Annotated in this window: 19 protein-coding genes and 1 pseudogene; 10 read left to right on the top strand and 10 right to left on the bottom strand. The window is 63.0% G+C overall.

The window, feature by feature from the left end:
• Positions 1-3: 3 nt before the first annotated feature.
• Positions 4-705, top strand: coding sequence for a tRNA (guanine(46)-N(7))-methyltransferase TrmB (gene trmB / locus DEM27_RS11235; protein ID WP_109458330.1), 702 nt, complete (start codon positions 4-6; stop codon positions 703-705).
• A gap of 27 nt (positions 706-732) precedes the next feature.
• Here the strand turns inward: trmB and DEM27_RS11230 are convergent, their stop codons facing one another.
• Positions 733-990 carry a BQ00720 family protein gene (locus DEM27_RS11230; protein ID WP_109458329.1) on the bottom strand — a complete coding sequence of 86 codons (258 nt, stop codon included), beginning with the start codon at positions 988-990 and terminating at the stop codon, positions 733-735.
• Between the two features lie 47 nt (positions 991-1,037).
• A complete protein-coding gene (locus DEM27_RS11225; RefSeq protein WP_109458328.1) occupies positions 1,038-1,469 on the bottom strand; it encodes an Hsp20 family protein in 432 nt (143 codons plus the stop codon).
• Positions 1,470-1,675: 206 nt separating this feature from the next.
• Between DEM27_RS11225 and DEM27_RS11220 the strand changes: the two genes are divergently transcribed.
• A complete protein-coding gene (locus tag DEM27_RS11220; RefSeq protein WP_109458327.1) occupies positions 1,676-2,617 on the top strand; it encodes a nucleoside hydrolase in 942 nt (313 codons plus the stop codon).
• An 85-nt stretch (positions 2,618-2,702) separates the two neighbouring features.
• Here DEM27_RS11220 and DEM27_RS11215 read toward each other — a convergent pair whose 3' ends face one another.
• From DEM27_RS11215 to DEM27_RS11205, 3 genes are all read right to left on the bottom strand, one after another.
• A complete protein-coding gene (locus tag DEM27_RS11215; RefSeq protein WP_109458326.1) occupies positions 2,703-5,039 on the bottom strand; it encodes a methyl-accepting chemotaxis protein in 2,337 nt (778 codons plus the stop codon).
• 219 nt (positions 5,040-5,258) lie between these two features.
• Complete coding sequence (locus DEM27_RS11210; RefSeq protein ID WP_109458325.1) at positions 5,259-6,158, bottom strand: ribokinase; 900 nt, start codon at positions 6,156-6,158, stop codon at positions 5,259-5,261.
• 52 nt (positions 6,159-6,210) lie between these two features.
• Positions 6,211-7,431, bottom strand: a complete 1,221-nt coding sequence (locus DEM27_RS11205) for a DNA recombination protein RmuC (RefSeq protein WP_109458324.1) — start codon at positions 7,429-7,431, stop codon at positions 6,211-6,213.
• A gap of 162 nt (positions 7,432-7,593) precedes the next feature.
• On the opposite strand from DEM27_RS11205, the gene def reads away from it, so the two are divergent.
• The 6 genes and pseudogenes from def (at position 7,594) to arsC (ending at position 11,039) form a co-directional block, all read left to right on the top strand.
• Complete coding sequence (def, locus tag DEM27_RS11200) at positions 7,594-8,109, top strand: peptide deformylase (RefSeq protein ID WP_109458653.1); 516 nt, start codon at positions 7,594-7,596, stop codon at positions 8,107-8,109.
• Positions 8,110-8,174: 65 nt separating this feature from the next.
• Positions 8,175-8,462 carry a FitA-like ribbon-helix-helix domain-containing protein gene (locus DEM27_RS11195; RefSeq protein ID WP_109458323.1) on the top strand — a complete coding sequence of 96 codons (288 nt, stop codon included), beginning with the start codon at positions 8,175-8,177 and terminating at the stop codon, positions 8,460-8,462.
• Positions 8,459-8,877 (top strand): annotated as a pseudogene (locus tag DEM27_RS11190) (PIN domain-containing protein). The gene DEM27_RS11195 and the pseudogene DEM27_RS11190 overlap by 4 nt, the downstream one beginning before the upstream one ends.
• Before the next feature lie 20 nt (positions 8,878-8,897).
• A complete protein-coding gene (fmt, locus tag DEM27_RS11185) occupies positions 8,898-9,833 on the top strand; it encodes a methionyl-tRNA formyltransferase (protein WP_109458322.1) in 936 nt (311 codons plus the stop codon).
• Positions 9,833-10,639: a tRNA pseudouridine(38-40) synthase TruA gene (truA, locus tag DEM27_RS11180; RefSeq protein ID WP_109458321.1), complete on the top strand. Its 807-nt coding sequence runs from the start codon at positions 9,833-9,835 to the stop codon at positions 10,637-10,639. The genes fmt and truA overlap by 1 nt, the downstream gene beginning before the upstream one ends.
• Positions 10,617-11,039, top strand: a complete 423-nt coding sequence (gene arsC / locus DEM27_RS11175; RefSeq protein ID WP_109458320.1) for an arsenate reductase (glutaredoxin) — start codon at positions 10,617-10,619, stop codon at positions 11,037-11,039. The genes truA and arsC overlap by 23 nt, the downstream gene beginning before the upstream one ends.
• Here arsC and DEM27_RS11170 read toward each other — a convergent pair.
• Positions 11,027-11,623, bottom strand: coding sequence for a hypothetical protein (locus DEM27_RS11170; protein WP_109458319.1), 597 nt, complete (start codon positions 11,621-11,623; stop codon positions 11,027-11,029). The two genes, arsC and DEM27_RS11170, sit on opposite strands and share 13 nt — an antisense overlap.
• Positions 11,610-12,803 carry a succinyl-diaminopimelate desuccinylase gene (gene dapE / locus DEM27_RS11165; RefSeq protein WP_109458318.1) on the bottom strand — a complete coding sequence of 398 codons (1,194 nt, stop codon included), beginning with the start codon at positions 12,801-12,803 and terminating at the stop codon, positions 11,610-11,612. The genes DEM27_RS11170 and dapE overlap by 14 nt, the downstream gene beginning before the upstream one ends.
• 392 nt (positions 12,804-13,195) lie before the next feature.
• Here dapE and DEM27_RS11160 point away from each other — a divergent pair, with 392 nt between their 5' ends.
• Entirely contained in the window at positions 13,196-14,521 is a 1,326-nt protein-coding gene (locus DEM27_RS11160; RefSeq protein WP_165823397.1) for a DUF4214 domain-containing protein, read from the top strand.
• 111 nt (positions 14,522-14,632) lie between these two features.
• On the opposite strand, the gene dapD is transcribed toward DEM27_RS11160, so the two are convergent.
• The gene (dapD, locus tag DEM27_RS11155; RefSeq protein ID WP_109458316.1) at positions 14,633-15,490 is read right to left on the bottom strand and encodes a 2,3,4,5-tetrahydropyridine-2,6-dicarboxylate N-succinyltransferase; all 858 of its coding nucleotides are present in this window, start codon (positions 15,488-15,490) and stop codon (positions 14,633-14,635) included.
• 163 nt (positions 15,491-15,653) lie between these two features.
• Here dapD and DEM27_RS11150 point away from each other — a divergent pair, with 163 nt between their 5' ends.
• Positions 15,654-16,517 (top strand): LOG family protein, encoded by an 864-nt coding sequence (locus DEM27_RS11150; protein WP_109458315.1) that lies wholly within the window; start codon positions 15,654-15,656, stop codon positions 16,515-16,517.
• Positions 16,518-16,589: 72 nt separating this feature from the next.
• Here DEM27_RS11150 and DEM27_RS11145 read toward each other — a convergent pair whose 3' ends face one another.
• Positions 16,590-17,162, bottom strand: coding sequence for an EF-hand domain-containing protein (locus DEM27_RS11145; RefSeq protein ID WP_109458314.1), 573 nt, complete (start codon positions 17,160-17,162; stop codon positions 16,590-16,592).
• Positions 17,163-17,263: 101 nt separating this feature from the next.
• Positions 17,264-17,965, bottom strand: coding sequence for a pyrimidine 5'-nucleotidase (locus DEM27_RS11140; protein ID WP_109458313.1), 702 nt, complete (start codon positions 17,963-17,965; stop codon positions 17,264-17,266).
• Positions 17,966-17,978: the final 13 nt, after the last annotated feature.

Raw genomic sequence — 17,978 nt, 5'->3', positions numbered from 1 at the left:
CCCATGACGGAGACGGAACGCCGCGCCCGCGCCACGGAAGCCTTTTTTGGACGACGCAAGGGCAAGACTCTGCGAAGCCAGCAGGCGGAAGCGTTGAAGACGGGGCTTTCCTCTCTGAAGATCGACCTCGCCGAGCCTGCGCCGGAAGATCTGGCGCAGCTCTTTTCATCGTCGGTCGGGCGTATCCGGCTGGAGATCGGTTTCGGCGGCGGCGAGCATCTGCTGCACCGCGCCGGCGAAGTGCCCTCGACCGGTTTCATCGGCGTCGAGCCCTTCGTCAATTCCATGGCGAAGCTGTTGTCGCGCGTCGGTGAACTGGGCCTGAGCAATGTGCGGGTCTATGACGAGGATGCCACACAGGTGCTGGACTGGCTGCCGGCCGCATCGGTCGACCAGATCGACCTCTTGTATCCCGATCCGTGGCCGAAGAAAAAACACTGGAAGCGCCGCTTCGTCTCGAGGGTCAATCTCGATCGCTTCCATCGGGTCCTGAAGCCCGGCGGCCTGTTCTGCTTCGCATCCGACATCGACACCTATGTCAACTGGACGCTGCTCAAATGCCGCGACCATGGCGGCTTCGAATGGACGGCGAAAAACGCCGCGGACTGGTTGACCCCTTTCGCGGGCTGGCCCGGCACACGATACGAAGCCAAGGCCAAGCGCGAGGGGCGGTCTTCCGCCTATCTGACGTTCAGACGGGTCTGATCCCGTCCGTTTTCAGTGAAGCCCTTTTTAATGAAGACTGACGGTTCTGAGCTCGTCTTCGGCAGCCTTGAAAAAGGTGCTGGAGCGGTTGTCGGTCAGCAAGAGCGGCGTGCCGTCGGCGCCGAAAAGCGCCCAGAGGTCCAGGCTGGGATCGATTTCGGGGGCTTCGGGAAAGCACCGATTGATCTCGTCGTAACGCATCTTGCGGATATAACCGACTTCACCGGCGCCCAGATGGGCGAGTTCGGAAAGGGTCAGACGCGCGGTGGCTTCTTTCATCAACATTCGCAGTTCTCCACAACTGAGGGAGTCACGGCAGCATTGCCGTTGTCCTACTGTGAGACCGAAATGTTAATTTTCTTCACCATGCGTTCGGGTTCGGGGCGAACAAGGTCGACGGAAAGCAGGCCGTTCCTCAAGGTGGCGCCAAGAACATGCATTCCCTCGGCCAGAACGAACATGCGCTGGAACTGCCGGGCGGCGATTCCGCGATAAAGATAGTCCCTTTCGCCGGGATCTGCCTGACGGCCGCGAATCACCAGCTGGTTTTCCTCCACCGTCACATCCAGTTCCTCTTCAGAGAAACCGGCAACGGCGAGCGTTATCCTCAGCCTTTCCGGCGCCTCGGCGGCGACATTGGCGCGGATGCGCTCGATATTGTAGGGCGGATAGCCGTCGCTCGCCTTGGCGATGCGCTCCAGCGTCTTTTCCATCGTGTCGAAGCCCAGCAGCAGCGGGCTGGCGAAGGGTGTTATCCGGCTCATTTTCACAGTCCTTGCGAGGTCAAGCGACTTCGCCGGACCTTCTCCTGAAGCATCCAGCGCGCCTTAATATGGGAGCCGGGCCGTCCAAGCGCAAGAACCCTCCGACGCAACGGTCGGAAAAGCCGGCAAAACCATGACAGGCACAGCTTGACAAATCGGGTGGCGGACGCCCATCAACCCTTGTCACATTTTCTGGGGAACAAGACATGGCGCCACGCAAGATCATCATCGACACGGATCCGGGGCAGGACGATGCCGCCGCCATCTTTCTGGCGCTCGGCAGCGCCGATGAGCTGGAGGTGCTCGGCATCACCACCGTTGCCGGCAACGTGCCGCTGGCACTGACGGCGCGCAACGCCCGCATCATCTGTGAACTCTGCGACCGACGCGACATCAAGATTTTCGCCGGCGCCGACAAGCCGGTCAGCCGACCGCTGGTCACCGCCGAGCACGTGCACGGCAAGACCGGTCTCGACGGCCCGGAACTGGCCGAGCCGACGATGGCGCTCGAAAGCGGCCATGCCGTCGATTTCATCATTGAAACCCTTCGGCGCGAGCCGGAAGGCAGCGTGACGCTGTGCACCCTCGGCCCGCTGACCAATATCGCACTCGCCCTGGAGAAGGCGCCGGATATCGCGCCGCGCGTTCGCGAGCTGGTGATGATGGGCGGCGGTTTCTTCGAAGGCGGCAACATCACACCGGCCGCCGAGTTCAATATCTATGTCGATCCCGAAGCGGCTGCCGCCGTCTTCGCTTCCGGCATCCCGATCGTCATGATGCCGCTCGATGTCACGCACCAGCTGCTGACGCTGAAAAGCCGCGTCGAGCGCATGCGCGCCATCGGTAGCCGCCCGGCCATCGCCATGGTGGAAATGCTGGAGTTCTTCGAGCGGTTCGACGTCGAGAAGTACGGTTCCGACGGCGGGCCGCTGCACGATCCGACCGTCATCGCCTATCTGCTGAAGCCGGAGCTGTTCGGCGGTCGCGACTGCAATGTCGAGATCGAACTGCAATCGCCGCTGACGGTGGGCATGACCGTCGTCGACTGGTGGCAGGTGACCGATCGCAAGCACAATGCCAAGGTCATGCGCCAGGTGGATGCCGACGGTTTCTTCGCCCTGCTGACCGAACGGTTTGCCCGTCTCTGACGCCGGCAGGCTTTTCCCTGCTCGAACGAAAAAGGCCGCCGGAGCGTATCCGGCAGCCTTGTCATTCAGCGGTCGAATTCGCCTCTCAGAATTCTTCCCAGTCGTCCTTGGCGGCGAGGGCGGCCGAGCCCTGGCTCTGTGGCACGCTGCGGCGGGCGGGAGCCCTTGCGGCTGCCGTGGGGGCGCGGGCCGGAGCACGCATGTCCTGGGCGGTCTGGCGCAGGGCGGCGGCGTGATTGACGCCTCCGGTGCGGAAGCGGGCGACGAGCGACTTCAGCACGTCGGCCTCTTCCTTCAGCGTCATGCTGGCGGCGGTCTGCTCTTCCACCATCGCGGCGTTCTGCTGCGTCACCTGGTCCATCTGGTTCATTGCCGAGTTGATTTCCTTCAGCCCGACAGCCTGCTCGCTGGCGGAGGCGGAAATCTGCCGGATCAGGCCGTTGATCTCCATGACCTGGCCGGCGATCTTGTCCAGCGCGTTGCCGGCGCGGCCGACGAGGGCGACACCGTCCTGCACCTGGCCGGCCGAGGCGTTGATCAGGGTCTTGATCTCCTTGGCGGCGTTGGCCGAGCGCTGGGCGAGTTCGCGAACTTCCTGGGCGACGACGGCGAAACCCTTGCCGGCTTCCCCGGCGCGGGCGGCTTCGACGCCGGCATTGAGGGCGAGAAGGTTTGTCTGGAAGGCGATCTCGTCGATGACGCCGATGATGCGCGAGACTTCCTGAGACGACTGCTCGATGCCCCGCATCGAAGCGATGGCCTTCTGCACCACTTCACCGGACCGCTCGGCGTCCTCACAGGCGGTGTTGACGCTGACGGCGGCGGAGCGGGCGTTGTCGGCACTGGAGTTTACCTGTGCGGTCAGCTCGTTGAGCGCCGCTGCGGTTTCTTCCAGGCTGGCCGCCTGCTGCTCGGTGCGGCGGGCAAGGTCGGAGGCGCTGCGGCTGATTTCGCCGGTGCCGCCGCCGATGCTGTGCACCGTGCTGTTCAGCGTGTTGCTCGTCTCTTCGATGCTGGAGAGGGCGGCGTTGAAATCGCGCTTCAGGGCTGCGTAGTCGCCCGGGAAATCCTCCTCGATGCGGTAGGCGAGGTTGCCGTTCGACAGCTGCGCCAGGCCCTCACCCACGGTCGACACGATGTGGCGCTGCAGCGAGGCTGCACCATTGCGTTCCGTCTCGGAGCGCTGGCGCTCGTTTTCGGCGGCGCTGCGCTGCATTTCCGCATCGGCCTGCAGCCGCTGGGTATCGGCAAGCGCGTGGCGGAAGCCTTCCAGCGACTTGGCGACGAGGCCGATTTCGTCGGCGCGATCCTGGCCGGTGACCGGTTCGTCATACTTGTTTTCGCTGAGACGGGTGACATCGCGCAGCAGCGCCTTGAGCGGCAGCTGGATGAAGAAGCGGGTGGCGAAATACAGCGCCAGCATCACGGCTGCCAGCACGAGGATACCGCCGATCACCATCATGTAGGTCTGCGCCTGTACCGGAGCGGCAATGGCGGAATACGGCACGTCGACGATCACGACCCAGCTGGTGTTGAGGTCGGGCAGTGCGAACGGATAGACGACGCGGCTGAAACCTTCGCCGTCGGTATTCTTGAGGCCTTCGATCACGCTGCCTTTGCTGGTGGCAAGGGCGCTCTTGATCGCGTCGCCGCCGGCATCGGCATAATCGGTCATGACCATCTCGATAGTCGGCGCGACGATCCATTGGGCGTTCTGCGACAGCAGCATGACGCGGCCGGAACCGAAGGGATGCAGGACCTTGAGGTCGTCATAAAGTGCTGCGAGCGAAATATCGATGCCGGAAACGCCGATCAGCTTGCCGTCCGATACCACCGGATAGCTGATCGAGGTCATGGCGGTGGGGACGGTGATCTCCTGCGCCTTGTAGGGCGGGGTCATGCCACCCTTCATGGATTTCGCCGAGGTCGCATACCAGGGCGCGGTGTAATCGTCGTTGAACGTCGAGAACTCGAAGCCGCCGGATGCCGTCTTGGTCCAGTACGGAGCAAAGATGCCGTTCTTGTTGGCACCCAGCTCCGTGTTGTTGGCGACCTCGTCCTTGCGGCCGTCGAAGGCGGTGGGCTCTTCGCAGAACCAGCTGCCGAAGGCGAAGGCGTTCTTTTCGACATTCGCCTTCAGGATATTGATGACGCCCTGCCGCTCCAGTGCCTTGCCCTCGTGGGCGCGGCCGACGACGCCGGCCATCGAGCGGGCTGCACCCGACAGTTCGCCGACCTTGGCGGCGATCTGGTTGGCGATCGCCTTGGCTTCTGCATCCGCCTGGGCCATGGTCAATGTCTGCACACGCTCGCGCGATTGCGAGATCAACAGGAGGTTGGAAACCAGCAGGACCAGTGCGATGGCCAAGCCGCTGACCGCCATTAGCTTGGCCGCAAGTGACTTCACTTGGAAAATAGACATTGTCGCCTCAAAGCAGGGAAGGCCGGAGCCGATCCGGCGCCGGGGGATGAATGGGGAACTGCCCTATCATGGGGCGCACCGCCATCGCTCCGTCAGGTGAGACGGTTCGTCGCGGCGTATGAGCCCAACCCTACGAAATAACCGGTTAAATTTGACTAAAAATCTACCCGTTTTCCTTGCGTTGCAGCAATTTCATGGCTTACACGGCATCCGGAATCGTTACAGTCGACGGCTGACCTCGCCGCTGACAGGAATGGACGGCTGGGCGCCCGGTTCCAGGCAGGCAAGCGAACCTGCGACCGCGGCTCTGCGCAGGGCGGTGGCAAAATCCAGCCCGGCATCCAGCCCTGCGGCGAAATAACCGCAGAAGGTATCGCCGGCGCCGACGGTGTCGACCGGATCGATGACCAGGCCGGCACTGCGGGAAACGGCGCCGTCGCGGATGGCGATCACACCATCGGCGCCGAGCGTGACGATCAGCGTCTGACCCGTTTGCGCATGCAGGGCCTGCATCGCCGCCTCGCGCCGCGCATCGTCCATGCCGTTCTCTCCGGCCAGGCGCTCGAATTCCGTTTCGTTGGCGATGACGACGTCGGCGAGGCGTCCGAGCCGGGGCGCCTCGGCAATCAGCGGGGCGATGTTGAGGATTGTGACGACGCCTTTCTCCTTTGCCCTTAGGAGGGCATGCTCGACCGCCGGCACCGGGATTTCGAACTGTAGCATCAGGATGTCGCCGGCCTTCATCGGAGCCAGCGCGGCATCGGCATCCGCGGCCGTCAACGTGCCGTTGGCGCCGGGCACGACGGCAATGACGTTTTCGCCGTCGCCGCCGACGAGGATCAGGGCAATGCCGGTCGGACCGTCGACGGGTTTGGCTCCCGAAAGATCCGTTCCCGCCTCCTTGAGCAGCGCCAGCGCCGGCCCGGCAAATTCATCCCGCCCGACGGCGCCGACCATGCGCACGACCGAACCGGCGCGCCGGGCGGCCAGCGCCTGGTTGGCGCCCTTGCCGCCGGCGGCGGTGGAAAAGCCGTTGCCCGCCACGGTTTCACCCGGCTTCGGCAGCCGTTCCGTCGTGGCGATGAGATCCATGTTGATGGAGCCGAAGACCGTGATCATGTGAAGTCGTTTCCCGTTTCCCGATGGTTTTGCGCGACACTGCCCGACCGCATCAATCCTCGTCAACCACCCTGAGCTTCAGAAAGCCGGTCCGACTTTCGACGGCACGCACCGGCACTTCTGTTTCAGCGGCGCGGCTGGGTTCTTCAGCAGGCTCGGTGAAGTCGAGCGCACCGATCTTTGCGCCACGCCTGGCGATCTTGCCGCTCGATGTCGCGATCATCTCCACATCCTTCTGGGCCGCCGAAAAATGCGACTGCAGTTTCACCACCCGCTCGTCGAGGCGCAGCAGGTCGTCGAGCAGGTGCGCCACCTCGCCCTGGATGACATGTGCCTGCTCGCGCATGCGCTGGTCCTTCAGCACCGACTGGATGACCTGGATGGAAAGCATCAGCAGCGACGGCGAAACGATCACCACCCGCAGCCGGTGGGCCTTCTGCACGATCGCCTCATGGTGCTCGTGAATGCCGGCAAAGATCGATTCCGACGGCACGAACAGGAAGGCGATGTCCTGGGTTTCGCCGGCGATCAGGTATTTTTCGGCAATGTCGCGTATATGGACGTCGAGATCGCGGCGGAATTGCTGTGCCGCCGCCTTGGCGGCTTCCGGCGTTTGCGCCTTGCGGGCGGCATTCCATGCCTCCAGCGGAAATTTGGCATCGATGACAAGCGGCGGCACGCCGTTCGGCATGCGAATGGTGCAGTCCGGCCGCGCGCCGTTGGACAGCGTCGGCTGGAAGGCGTAGGCGCCCTGCGCCAGCCCGTCGGCGATGATGGTTTCCATGCGCGACTGGCCGAAGGCGCCGCGGGTCTGCTTGTCGGACAGGATCGCCTGCAGCCCGACGACGTCCTTGGCCAGCGACTGGATATTGTTCTGCGCCGCGTCGATCACCGCCAGGCGTTCCTGCAGGCGGCGCAGGTTTTCATGCGTGTGTTTCGACTGCTCCGTCAGCGTCGCGCCGATCCGGTGGCTCATGCCGTCCAGCCGCTGGCTGATCGCCTGGTTCAGCTCGGATTGCCGCGATCCGAACACCTCGGCCATCGCCGCCATGCGTCCCTGCATCTCGGACTGGATGCGCAGGAGTTCGGCCAGCCGGGTTTCCGTTTCGAAGGCGTGCGCCTCGGCATCGGTGCCACCACGGCGCCGAAACAGGAGGACCAGCACGGCCGCGATGACGAGCAGGACCGAAACGAGCACCAGCGGGCTGACAGGGATCGTGCCGCTCGAAGTGACAATTTCGAAAACAGGGTGCGAAAACAGGGGTCTCTCCATTCCAAGATCCTACCAGAACAAAAACCATTGAGAAGATCAAATCGTGAACATTTCCTGAATATGCCGATGAAGAACGGGGACAGCGGCGGCGTCGTCAAAAAAACGCCATGATGCCGCGTGCGGAGAATTCCCTCGCGAAACAAGATGGGTTATGGAGGGCGCATGACGATCAAGCCCCTCATCATCCTGCCCGATCCCCTTCTCCGACAGGTTTCCGCGCCGGTGGAGCGCGTCGATGCCGAACTGACGCAGCTTGCGGACGACATGCTGGAAACCATGTACGATGCGCCGGGCATCGGCCTTGCCGCAATCCAGATCGGCGTGCCGCGGCGCCTGCTGGTGATCGACCTTGCCAAGGAAGGCGAGGAAAAACAGCCGCAGGTCTTCATCAATCCGCAGATCCTGTCCTCTTCCGATGCGCGTTCGGTCTATGAGGAAGGCTGCCTTTCCATTCCTGATTATTATGCGGAGGTGGAGCGTCCGGCGGAGATCGAGGTCCAATATCTCGACCGTGATGGCAAGGACAAGACCGTCAAGGCCGACGGCCTGCTCGCCACCTGCCTGCAGCACGAGATCGATCATCTCAACGGCGTGCTGTTCATCGACCACATCTCGCGGCTGAAGCGGGAAATGGTGGTGAAGAAGTTCACCAAGGCCGCCAAGGGCAAGGCCGTCTGATGGCCGATTGTTGAAAATCGGTCGCCGTCTGCCTATGATATCGCCGATATCCTGAGGAGGTGGCGATGGGCGACCTGCTGATCCGCAACATCGACGAGGCATTGAAGCGCGGCATCATCGAGCTGGCGCAGACCAACGGCCGCAGCCTGTCCGACGAAGCCAAGGCCCTGATCGGCGAGGCGATGGCGGGCAAGCGGCCGGAGCCGCAGCCGGAACTGTCGCCATGGACGGCCATGCGCGCCATCCTGGCCGATATCGATCCGGCGGAAGCTGAAGAATATGCACGCATCATGGATGAGATCGAAGCGGAGCGGAAACGTGATTTCGGCCGCCCGCTCGAGGATATCGAGTGATCGTGCTCGACACGAATGTCGTTTCCGAACTTGTAAAGCCGCGGGTCATCCCCGAGGTCGTGATGTGGATGCGGCATCATGCGCATACGGATCTTTATCTGTGCGACGTGGTCGTCATGGAGCAATCGTTCGGGGCCGAACGTTTCTGGCGGCAGACGCGTTCGGATCGATACCTGCAAATTCTCTCACAACTGCTCGTCAGTTTTCATGGCAGGATTCTGGGCTTCGATCATCCTTCGGCCTCAGAACAGGGCGCGTGCGGGCGGAGCGTCAGGTGCAGGGCCGCCCCATCTCCGTCCAGGACGCCATGATCGCCGCAATCTGCCTCGTCAACGACGCCACGCTGGCGACGCGCAACACAAAAGACTTCCAGGGGCTTGATCTTCGGCTCGTAAACCCGTTTGAAGGCGGCTGATCGTCAACAGGGGGGATAGCATGTCTCTTCGCATCATCTTCATGGGCACGCCGGAATTTTCCGTTCCCACTCTGCGCCTGCTGGTCGATGCCGGCCATCGGGTCGTGGCCGTCTACAGCCAGCCGCCTCGGCCGGGTGGGCGCCGCGGGCTGGACCTGCAGAAGTCGCCGGTGCACCAGGCGGCAGAATTGCTCGGCATACCGGTGTTCACGCCGGTCAATTTCAAGGATCCGGAAGAGCGGAACAAGTTCCGCGATCTCGATGCGGATGTCGCCGTCGTCGTTGCTTACGGCCTTTTGCTGCCGGAAGAGATCCTCAGCGGTACGCGCGAGGGCTGCTATAATGGCCATGCCTCGCTGCTGCCGCGCTGGCGCGGCGCCGCTCCCATCCAGCGGGCGATCATGGCCGGCGACGAAAAGACCGGCATGATGGTGATGAAGATGGACAAGGGGCTGGATACCGGCCCCGTTGCCCTGACCCGCGAAGTGGCGATCGAGGCAAACATGACGGCCGGCGAGTTGCACGACCGGCTGATGTTTGTCGGCGCCAAGGCGATCGCCGAGGCCATGGTCAAGCTGGAGATGGGCGACCTGCCGCTGACGCCGCAGCCGGCGGACGGCGTGCTCTACGCCGCCAAGATCGACAAGGCGGAAACGCGCATCGACTTTTCGCGGCCCGCCCGCGACGTGCACAACCATATTCGCGGGCTCGCACCCTTCCCGGGCGCCTGGTTCGAGGCCGAGATCGGCGGCAAGCCGGAACGCATCAAGGTTCTGGCGAGCGAAATGGGCGATGGCACCGGTGCGGCCGGCACGGTCATGGGCGAGGACTTGACGGTCGCCTGCGGCGGAGGCGCGGTGAAGCTGACCAGGTTGCAGAAAGCCGGCGGCAAGCCGCTTTCGGCAGCGGATTTCCTGCGCGGCACGCCCTTGCCCGTGGGCACGAGGCTCGGCTGATGCCCCGCTTCCGCCTGATCGTCGAATATGACGGCACGCCTTATGTCGGCTGGCAGCGGCAGGAGAACGGCCCCTCCGTGCAAGGCGCGCTGGAGGCCGCCGTGCTGTCGCTGACCGGCGAGACGGTATCGATCCGCGGCGCTGGCCGCACCGATTCCGGCGTGCATGCGTTGGGTCAGGCGATCCATCTCGACCTGGCGCGCAGCTGGCTGCCCTACAAGCTGCGCAATGCCCTGAACGCCCATCTCGGCATGGCGGGCGAGCGTGTCTCGATCGTCGATGCCGACGCCGTGCCGGATTATTTCGACGCACGTTTTTCGGCGGTGAAGCGGCATTACCTGTATCGCATCATCTCCCGGCCGGCGCCGCTGGCGCTGGAGGCCGGACGCGCCTGGTGGGTGCCGAAACCCCTCGACCATGCGGCAATGCATGCGGCGGCACAGATGTTGGTCGGCCATCATGATTTCACCACATTCCGCTCCGCACATTGCCAGGCCAGGAGCCCGGTGCGCACCCTCGACCGGCTGGACGTGACGCGTGACGGCCAGCTCATCGAGATCCGCGCTTCGGCACAGAGTTTCCTGCACAACCAGATCCGCTCCTTTGCCGGCACCCTCAAGCTTGCCGGCGAAGGCAAGATGACGCCGCAGGATGTGCGCCTGGCGCTGGAGGCGCGCGACCGCACGGCCTGCGGCCCGGTTGCGCCGCCGGAAGGGCTGTATTTTTTGCAGGTCGATTATCCCGCCGTCATTCCCGAACGGCGCGGCAACCAAGGACAGACCGATGACGGTGCGGATCTATCATAACCCCGCTTGCGGAACCTCGCGCAACACGCTGGCGATGATCCGCCAGTCGGGCGAGGAGCCGGAGGTCGTCGAATATCTCGTTACCCCGCCGTCGCGGGAGGAACTGGTGGCGCTGCTGATCGCGCTCGACATGTCGCCGCGCGACCTGCTGCGGGAAAAGGGCACGCCTTATGCGCAGCTCGGCCTCGGCGATCCGCGCCTGACGGACGGCGCGCTTCTGGATGCGATGATGGCGCATCCGATCCTCATCAACCTGCCGATCGTGGTGACGGAAAAAGGCGTGCGCCTGTGTCGCCCCTCGGAGAGGGTGCTGGAGATCCTCGCCAATCCCGATATCGGCCCGTTCACCAAGGAAGACGGCGAGGTGGTGATCTCCGCCGGCCTGGATCAGGCGGGATAGACGCCGAGATATTGCTGCAGGAGGTCGGAGAGCAGCATGGTCGGCACCAGCAGCACGAGAATGAGCGTGGTGATCATCAGCGGCTGCTGGCCGCAGATCATCCGCATCAGCCGCACCAGCGCGAAGACCAGCGTCACCAGCAGGCCAAGCCACAGCAGCGAGGCAAGCCCTTCCGTTCCCGGTAGCACCAGCACCATCAGGATGATCAGCGCATAGACATAGGCCAGCGGCACGGCGAGCCAGTTCGATACCACGACGATGGCGTGGAAACGCCGGCCGAGGCCGAAGAGCAGGCACAGGAACCCGGCCAGCACCAGCGGCACGATCCAGTTGGCGACCTCGACCATGGCTAGCCGCATGAAGAAGGGTAGGCCGGTGCGCGTTCCCGGCGGATAGGCGCGCAGGAAAGCGGAGTGCCACCAGAGCCAGCTGATCGCCGTTGCCGGCAGGCACCAGAGGATGGCCCAGAAGGAACGCATCGCGCCGCGATCGGTCAGGTCGAGATAGCCGAAGCCGCGCGGATCGAGCCGGATCAGCAGCAGCAGCCCCTTCAGGTAGATCTGAATTTCCTTAAACGACGGCATTGTCGAACCAGCGCTCGATGAAGGTCTCGTAGATGCGGGTCAGGGTTTCGAGGTCGGCGACGGCCACCCGCTCGTCGACCATGTGCATGGTCTGGCCCACCAGCCCGAATTCCACCACCGGGCAATAATCCTTGATATAGCGCGCATCCGAGGTACCGCCGGTCGTCGACAGTTTCGGCGTCTGGCCCGTCACCTTCTCGATGGCGCCGGAGAGCGAGTCGATCAAGGCATTGTTGCGGGTGAGGAAGACATGGCTCGGCCGTTCGGCCCAGGCGAGCTGGTAGGACACCGGTTCGCGGCCGGGCCGCAGCCTTGTGTCGGCGGCAGCGCGCGCCAGGCGGCCGGCGATTTCGGCTTGCAGCGTCTCTGCCGTCCAGCTGTCGTTGAAGCGGATGTTGAAGCTCGCCGTCGCCTTGGCGGGAATGACGTTGGTGGCGGGATTGCCGACGTCGATGCTCGTCACTTCGAGGTTCGACGGCTGGAAATCCGTCGTGCCCTGGTCGAAGGGCGGATCGAGCAGCGCCTGCGTCAGTTGCACGATGCCGCGCACCGGGTTGTCGGCGAGATGCGGATAGGCGGCGTGGCCCTGCACGCCGTTGACGGTGATCTTGCCGGACAGCGAGCCGCGCCGACCGATCTTGATCATGTCGCCCAACCGGTCCGGATTGGTCGGCTCGCCGACGACGCAGGCATCCCAGCGTTCGCCCCTGGCGGCGGCCCATTGCAGCAGCTTGATCGTGCCGTTGATCGCCGGGCCTTCCTCGTCGCCGGTGATCAGGAAGGAGACAGAGCCTTTTGGCGCCCCCTTTTTGTCGATATGGCGGGCGATGGCGGCGACGAAGCAGGCGATGCCACCCTTCATGTCGACGGCGCCGCGGCCGAACATCTCGCCGCCGGCAATCTCCGCAGCGAAGGGGGGGTGCGTCCAGGCGCCGGCATCGCCGACCGGCACGACGTCGGTATGGCCGGCGAACATCAGGTGCGGGCCATCGCCGCCGAGCCGGGCGTAGAGGTTTTCGATGTCGGGCGTATCCTCGTCCTTCGCCGTCACCCGCTCGACGGCAAAGCCGAGCGGCGCCAGCATGGTTTCGAGCGCGCTCAACGCCCCGCCTTCGGCAGGAGTCACGGAGGGGCAGCGGATGAGGGTCTGGAGATTGGCGATCGGGTCGGTCGGGAGCATGAGATTAAAGCCATTGCCGGGCCTTTTGAGGCCGCCTTGTCATACCTATATCAGTGCGGGGTGGTGTACCCGATCCTCGCCGGACTGTCACGCGTATCCGGCCGCAAAAGCGTCGCATCGGGTAGTCGGTCGCGCGACCAGGAAGCTGCCAAGTTGCCTGCCACCCCACTTTTCTCAAGAACAGCCGGAAACGCATGGCAAGCTACATTGGTGTCTCCGGGGTCCCGGTGCCAATTCCCGAGGCGATTGGATAATTTCCGAAATACATATTGACTTTCGAATTTCAAGAATACGTAATATAAACAAAGACGTTGTAATGAAATACTTTTAATGCAGCCGTCGCGATGTTCTTGCGGGCTTGTTTTAATGTCGAATGCGGAGGGGAGCCGACAATGGCAACGACAACGGGTCATTTTGCCAATAGCTATACGTTCAAGATTACCGGGCAATCCGGAAATTATGGTGCGTATTTCGACTTGATTACCAAGAATGCAATTGCTGCGATCAACTACATATCGGATTACGTCGCCTGGAAAGGTACTCTGGATTTTGTCGTTGAATTTTCTGCTCCGAAAGGAAGCGGGTTGCTGCCGGCGGTCGGCAACCTCACCGGTGACGGCGTGACGCATGCGATGCAGGAGGCTTTGACGGGCAGGGATCCGGCAAGCAACGAGCCCGATGTCGGCGCCCATATCGAGCCGAACACCTCGGGCGCCCTGACCAATTACGGCTATCCGCTCTATTTCGATCCCGACCCCAATCCCAATGTCCATCCGCATGTGCCCACGGGCACGCACGACTTCTTCTCGATCTATGTGCACGAGGTCTTTCACGGGCTGGGGTTCTGGTCAACGGCGCAGCACGGTGCCTCGAAATCGGCGTTCGACAAGCTGACGGTCGAACGCGGCGGTCAGTATTTTTTCACCGGTGCAAATACCAAGGCGCTTCTCGGGCAGGATCTTGCGCTCGCGACTATGGGCAGCCGCGATCACTATGCGGCAACAGGCGATGCGCAATCGGGCCTGATGTTCGAATGGGGAAATTACGAGGGAAACCGCTGGCAGATCGGCAAGCTCGACCTGGCGATTTTGAAAGACCTCGGTTACACGGTTGCCAACGAAGACAAGCTCAACCTGGTGGATCTGCCGGACGATACGGTTTTCGGTTCCGGCGGTTCGACGGGTGGCGGGCCTCTCGATTTCCACCGGTATGAAGTCACGCGCGATGCTTACACCATCCAGCGCCTGGCGCCGGACATCGTCGCGGTCTACAAGCCGGATGGCAGCGTGGAAACACTGACCGGCATAGAGCGTATCCATTTCAACGACGGCTATCTGGCGCTCGATATCGATGGCACTGCCGGTCAGGCCTATCGCATCTATCAGGCAGCCTTCGACCGCACTCCCGATGCTGGCGGCATTTCATACTGGATCAAGATGATGGATACCGGGATGAGCTTGAAGGACGTCGCCCACGACTTCATCTCGTCGACGGAATTCATGGTCACCTACGGCGCCAGCATGTCCAACCAGGCATTTGTCGAGCAGCTGTACATGAATGTGCTCAACCGCGCCGGAGAAGCGGCAGGCGTCGACTACTGGACCGGCCGCATGGCTGCCGATCTCACCCGCGCCGACGTTCTTGCCGGTTTTTCCGAAAGCCCCGAAAATGTCGCCGGCGTAGCACCCTCGATCAGCGACGGGATCTGGTACACCTGACCGTCCGCAAGTGATGCGGCAGCGCTTGAAGGCGCTGCCGTCCGGATACATGCGGGCGGCCCGGACCAATGCCGGCAATGTGAGGGGCTTTGAGAAACCCCTCGGGAAAAATCAATCGCGCAGCAGTTCGTTGATGCCGGTCTTCGAGCGGGTCTGGGCATCGACGCGCTTGACGATAACGGCGCAGTAGAGGCTGGGCGCCGGCTGGCCGTTGGCCATGGTCTTGTCTGATGGCAGCGAGCCGGCGACGACGACGGAATAGGGCGGCACTTCGCCGTAGCTGATCTCGCCGGTGGCGCGGTCGACGATCTTGGTCGACTTGCCGATGAAGACGCCCATGCCGAGCACCGAGCCTTCGCGGACGATGCAGCCTTCGACGACTTCCGAGCGGGCGCCGATGAAGCAATTGTCCTCGATGATCGTCGGGCCGGCCTGCATCGGCTCCAGCACGCCGCCGATGCCGACGCCGCCGGACAGGTGCACATGCTTGCCGATCTGGGCGCAGGACCCGACCGTCGCCCAGGTGTCGACCATCGTGCCTTCGCCGACATAGGCGCCGAGGTTGACGAAGGATGGCATCAGGATGGCGTTGGGGGCGATGTAGGCGGAACGGCGCACGACGCAGTTCGGTACGGCGCGGAAGCCGGCCTTCTCGAATTCGTTGGCGCTCCAGCCGTCGAATTTCGACGGCACCTTGTCCCACCACACGCTTTCACCCGGGCCGCCCTTGACGATTTCCATCGGATTGAGGCGGAAGGACAGCAGCACCGCCTTCTTCAGCCACTGGTGCACCGTCCATGCGCCGTCATCGCCGCGGGTGGCGACACGCGCCTTGCCGCTGTCGAGCAGGTTGAGCGCGCTTTCAACGGCATCCCGGATTTCGCCGCGGGTCGAGGTGTTGACGCTGTCGCGATTGTCGAAAGCGGTTTCGACGGTCTTTTCGAGCGAGGCGAGATCGGCGCTGGTCATGAGAATTCCTTAAACTTCGCGGTCTATCTTGGAGGGTGGGGAAGCCGGGTCGAAATCCGAATTTTGGCCACCTGCTCTACAATATGATCCGGCAAAATGAAATCATTTTTCCGGCAGATACTGCCTGGTCCGAGACACCGGCAGCGCGTGAAAGGCATTGGACATGGCGAAGTTGAAAAACGGCAAGTTGCGGCGCAAGGACGGGGTCTGGGATCCGCTCAAGGACAGCTCCACCGACAAGCAGCGCGCCGCCGGCGTGCCGAAGACGCCGCAGTCGGAATCGCCCGCCTACCGCCTGGCCTATGCCGACGAGGATTTCCTCTGCCGCGAGGAGCTGCGCCCGGTGCGGCTGCAGCTGGAACTGCTGAAGGTGGAGATGTCGCTCGCCGAGCGTGGCATCAAATCGACCGTGGTCATGTTCGGCGGCGCCCGCATTCCCGCGCCCGGTATGCAGGCCTGGGCAGCACGAAACGAGACGCAGCGCCACAATCTCGAAGCGGCCTCGGTCTATTACGACGAGGCGCGCAAGTTCGCCCGGCTGTGCTCCGAACACGCGGCGAAATCCTCCTATCAGGAATATGTCGTGGTCACCGGCGGCGGGCCGGGGGTGATGGAGGCGGGCAATCGCGGCGCGGCCGACGCCGGCGCTCCCTCGATCGGCCTCAACATCGTGCTGCCGCACGAGCAGGCGCCGAACGCCTATGTGACGCCGGAGCTCAGCTTCAATTTCCACTATTTCGCCATCCGCAAGATGCATTTCATGATGCGCGCCAAGGCGATCACCGTGTTCCCCGGCGGCTTCGGCACGCTGGACGAGATGTTCGAGGCGCTGACGCTGATCCAGACCGGCCGCATGGCGCCGATTCCTCTGATCCTGTTCGGCAAGGCGTTCTGGCACACGATGATCAATTTCGAGGCGCTCGCCGATTTCGGCACGATCGCGCCCGAAGATGTCAAGCTTCTGCATTTCGTCGATACGGCCGACGAGGCCTGGCAGGTCGTCGGCAGCTTTTACGAGCTTGCCTGATTTCCACGCATGGAAAAACCCGCCCCGACGGCTGTCGGAGCGGGCTTTGTCGAACCGGGAACGGGGGTAGGATTACCGGTTCGGCATATCGTCGATCGAGATGACGCCGTCCTTGTTGCGGTCGAGGCGTGCAAACATCTTGGCGGCGGCGTCGGCGGCCTCCTGCTTGCTCAACTGGCCATTCTCGTCGGTATCGGCGATGCGGAAGAGCATGGCGCCCTTGCCCCACTTGTTGCCGTGACGATCGCCATGACGGTTGCCATGGTGGCGCGGCTTCATGCCGTCGCGGTCGCCGTCCGGCATCTTGGCTTCGTCGTTCTGAGCGGTTTCGCGTTCCGCCTTCATCTTCTTCCATTCGGCGCGGCGCAGTTCGCGCTGCTCCTTGCGATAGGCGCGGAATTCACCGGGGGTGATCGAGCCGTCGTTGTTGGCATCGATGGCGGCAAATAGCTTTTCGGCGCCGGCCTTGGCTTCTTCCGCCGTGATGCGGCCGTCCTTGTTGGCGTCGTCCTGCTTCAGCATGCGGACATAGGCCACTTCGGGCGACATGCGGCCGCCATGGCGGGGGGCGGCAAAAGCTTCGGCGGCAACGCCGAGCACGAGTGCCGCTGAAAGGCCCGTCAGTACCAGTTTCTTACCGTTCATCTCTTTTCCTTCCTCGTTCGTCGATGAGGAAAAGATAGGTCGGGCAGCCGGCGCTGCCCACTTAAACATTGGTAACCTATATGAAATTTCGGTAATGTTGTTCAAATGAGCTTCGTCAGGAAGGCCGTCAGGTCCTGGGTCACATAATCGATGTGATCGTCGTCCTCACCGGCGATTTCCCAGCGTTCGAAGGCATGTTCGAGGTTTTGCGGCACCAGCAGCACGGTGCGCATGCCGAGCGCCTTGGGAACCTGCAGGTTGCGGGGCAGGTCCTCGAACATCGCCGCATGGGCGGTATCGACACGGTGCAGGCCCATGAATTTGTCATAGGTGCTGCCGGCCGGCTTCGGCACGAAGTCGGCGGCGACGATGTCGAAGATATCGTCGAAATTGTCGAGAATGCCGAGCGCTCGGGCGGTATCCTGCGCATGTCTGACGCTGCCGTTGGTGAAGATGAATTTCCGGCCGGGCAGCGCCTTGATCGCCGCTGCCAGCTCCGGCTGCGGCATCAGCGCCGAATAGTCGATCGCATGCGCCTTTTCCAGGAAATCGTTGGGGTCGACCTTGTGGTGGATCATCAGCCCCTGCAGCGTCGTTCCGTGCTCGAGGTAATACTGCTTCTGCAGCACCCGCGCTTCCTCCGGTTCCATCTGCAGCAGCGCCGAGACATAAGCCGTCATGTTGCGGTCGATCTGCGAGAACAGGTTGATGTGATGCGGATACAGCGTGTTGTCGAGATCGAACACCCATTCGCGGACATGGTCGAAATCGGTAACGGTCGGGGCGGTGGTGATCTTGCTCATGGCGCCCTTATGC

This window comes from Rhizobium album, from assembly GCF_003122325.1.
Taxonomy (GTDB): Bacteria; Pseudomonadota; Alphaproteobacteria; order Rhizobiales; family Rhizobiaceae; genus Metarhizobium; species Metarhizobium album.
Note: the sequence above shows the minus strand (reverse complement) of the source record. Positions and strands in the feature narration are given on the sequence as shown.

Bases quoted from the DNA above. Each gene is read 5' to 3' on its own strand.
- DEM27_RS11225 (WP_109458328.1), bottom strand. From the start codon at position 1,469: ATGAGCCGGATAACACCCTTCGCCAGCCCGCTGCTGCTGGGCTTCGAC.
- DEM27_RS11195 (WP_109458323.1), top strand. From the start codon at position 8,175: ATGGGCGACCTGCTGATCCGCAACATCGACGAGGCATTGAAGCGCGGC.
- DEM27_RS11170 (WP_109458319.1), bottom strand. From the start codon at position 11,623: ATGCCGTCGTTTAAGGAAATTCAGATCTACCTGAAGGGGCTGCTGCTG.
- dapD (WP_109458316.1), bottom strand. From the start codon at position 15,490: ATGACCAGCGCCGATCTCGCCTCGCTCGAAAAGACCGTCGAAACCGCT.
- DEM27_RS11230 (WP_109458329.1), bottom strand. From the start codon at position 990: ATGTTGATGAAAGAAGCCACCGCGCGTCTGACCCTTTCCGAACTCGCC.
- truA (WP_109458321.1), top strand. From the start codon at position 9,833: ATGCCCCGCTTCCGCCTGATCGTCGAATATGACGGCACGCCTTATGTC.
- trmB (WP_109458330.1), top strand. From the start codon at position 4: ATGACGGAGACGGAACGCCGCGCCCGCGCCACGGAAGCCTTTTTTGGA.
- DEM27_RS11215 (WP_109458326.1), bottom strand. From the start codon at position 5,039: ATGTCTATTTTCCAAGTGAAGTCACTTGCGGCCAAGCTAATGGCGGTC.
- DEM27_RS11140 (WP_109458313.1), bottom strand. From the start codon at position 17,965: ATGAGCAAGATCACCACCGCCCCGACCGTTACCGATTTCGACCATGTC.
- dapE (WP_109458318.1), bottom strand. From the start codon at position 12,803: ATGCTCCCGACCGACCCGATCGCCAATCTCCAGACCCTCATCCGCTGC.
- DEM27_RS11220 (WP_109458327.1), top strand. From the start codon at position 1,676: ATGGCGCCACGCAAGATCATCATCGACACGGATCCGGGGCAGGACGAT.
- arsC (WP_109458320.1), top strand. From the start codon at position 10,617: ATGACGGTGCGGATCTATCATAACCCCGCTTGCGGAACCTCGCGCAAC.
- DEM27_RS11160 (WP_165823397.1), top strand. From the start codon at position 13,196: ATGGCAACGACAACGGGTCATTTTGCCAATAGCTATACGTTCAAGATT.
- def (WP_109458653.1), top strand. From the start codon at position 7,594: ATGACGATCAAGCCCCTCATCATCCTGCCCGATCCCCTTCTCCGACAG.
- DEM27_RS11145 (WP_109458314.1), bottom strand. From the start codon at position 17,162: ATGAACGGTAAGAAACTGGTACTGACGGGCCTTTCAGCGGCACTCGTG.
- DEM27_RS11210 (WP_109458325.1), bottom strand. From the start codon at position 6,158: ATGATCACGGTCTTCGGCTCCATCAACATGGATCTCATCGCCACGACG.
- fmt (WP_109458322.1), top strand. From the start codon at position 8,898: ATGTCTCTTCGCATCATCTTCATGGGCACGCCGGAATTTTCCGTTCCC.
- DEM27_RS11150 (WP_109458315.1), top strand. From the start codon at position 15,654: ATGGCGAAGTTGAAAAACGGCAAGTTGCGGCGCAAGGACGGGGTCTGG.
- DEM27_RS11205 (WP_109458324.1), bottom strand. From the start codon at position 7,431: ATGGAGAGACCCCTGTTTTCGCACCCTGTTTTCGAAATTGTCACTTCG.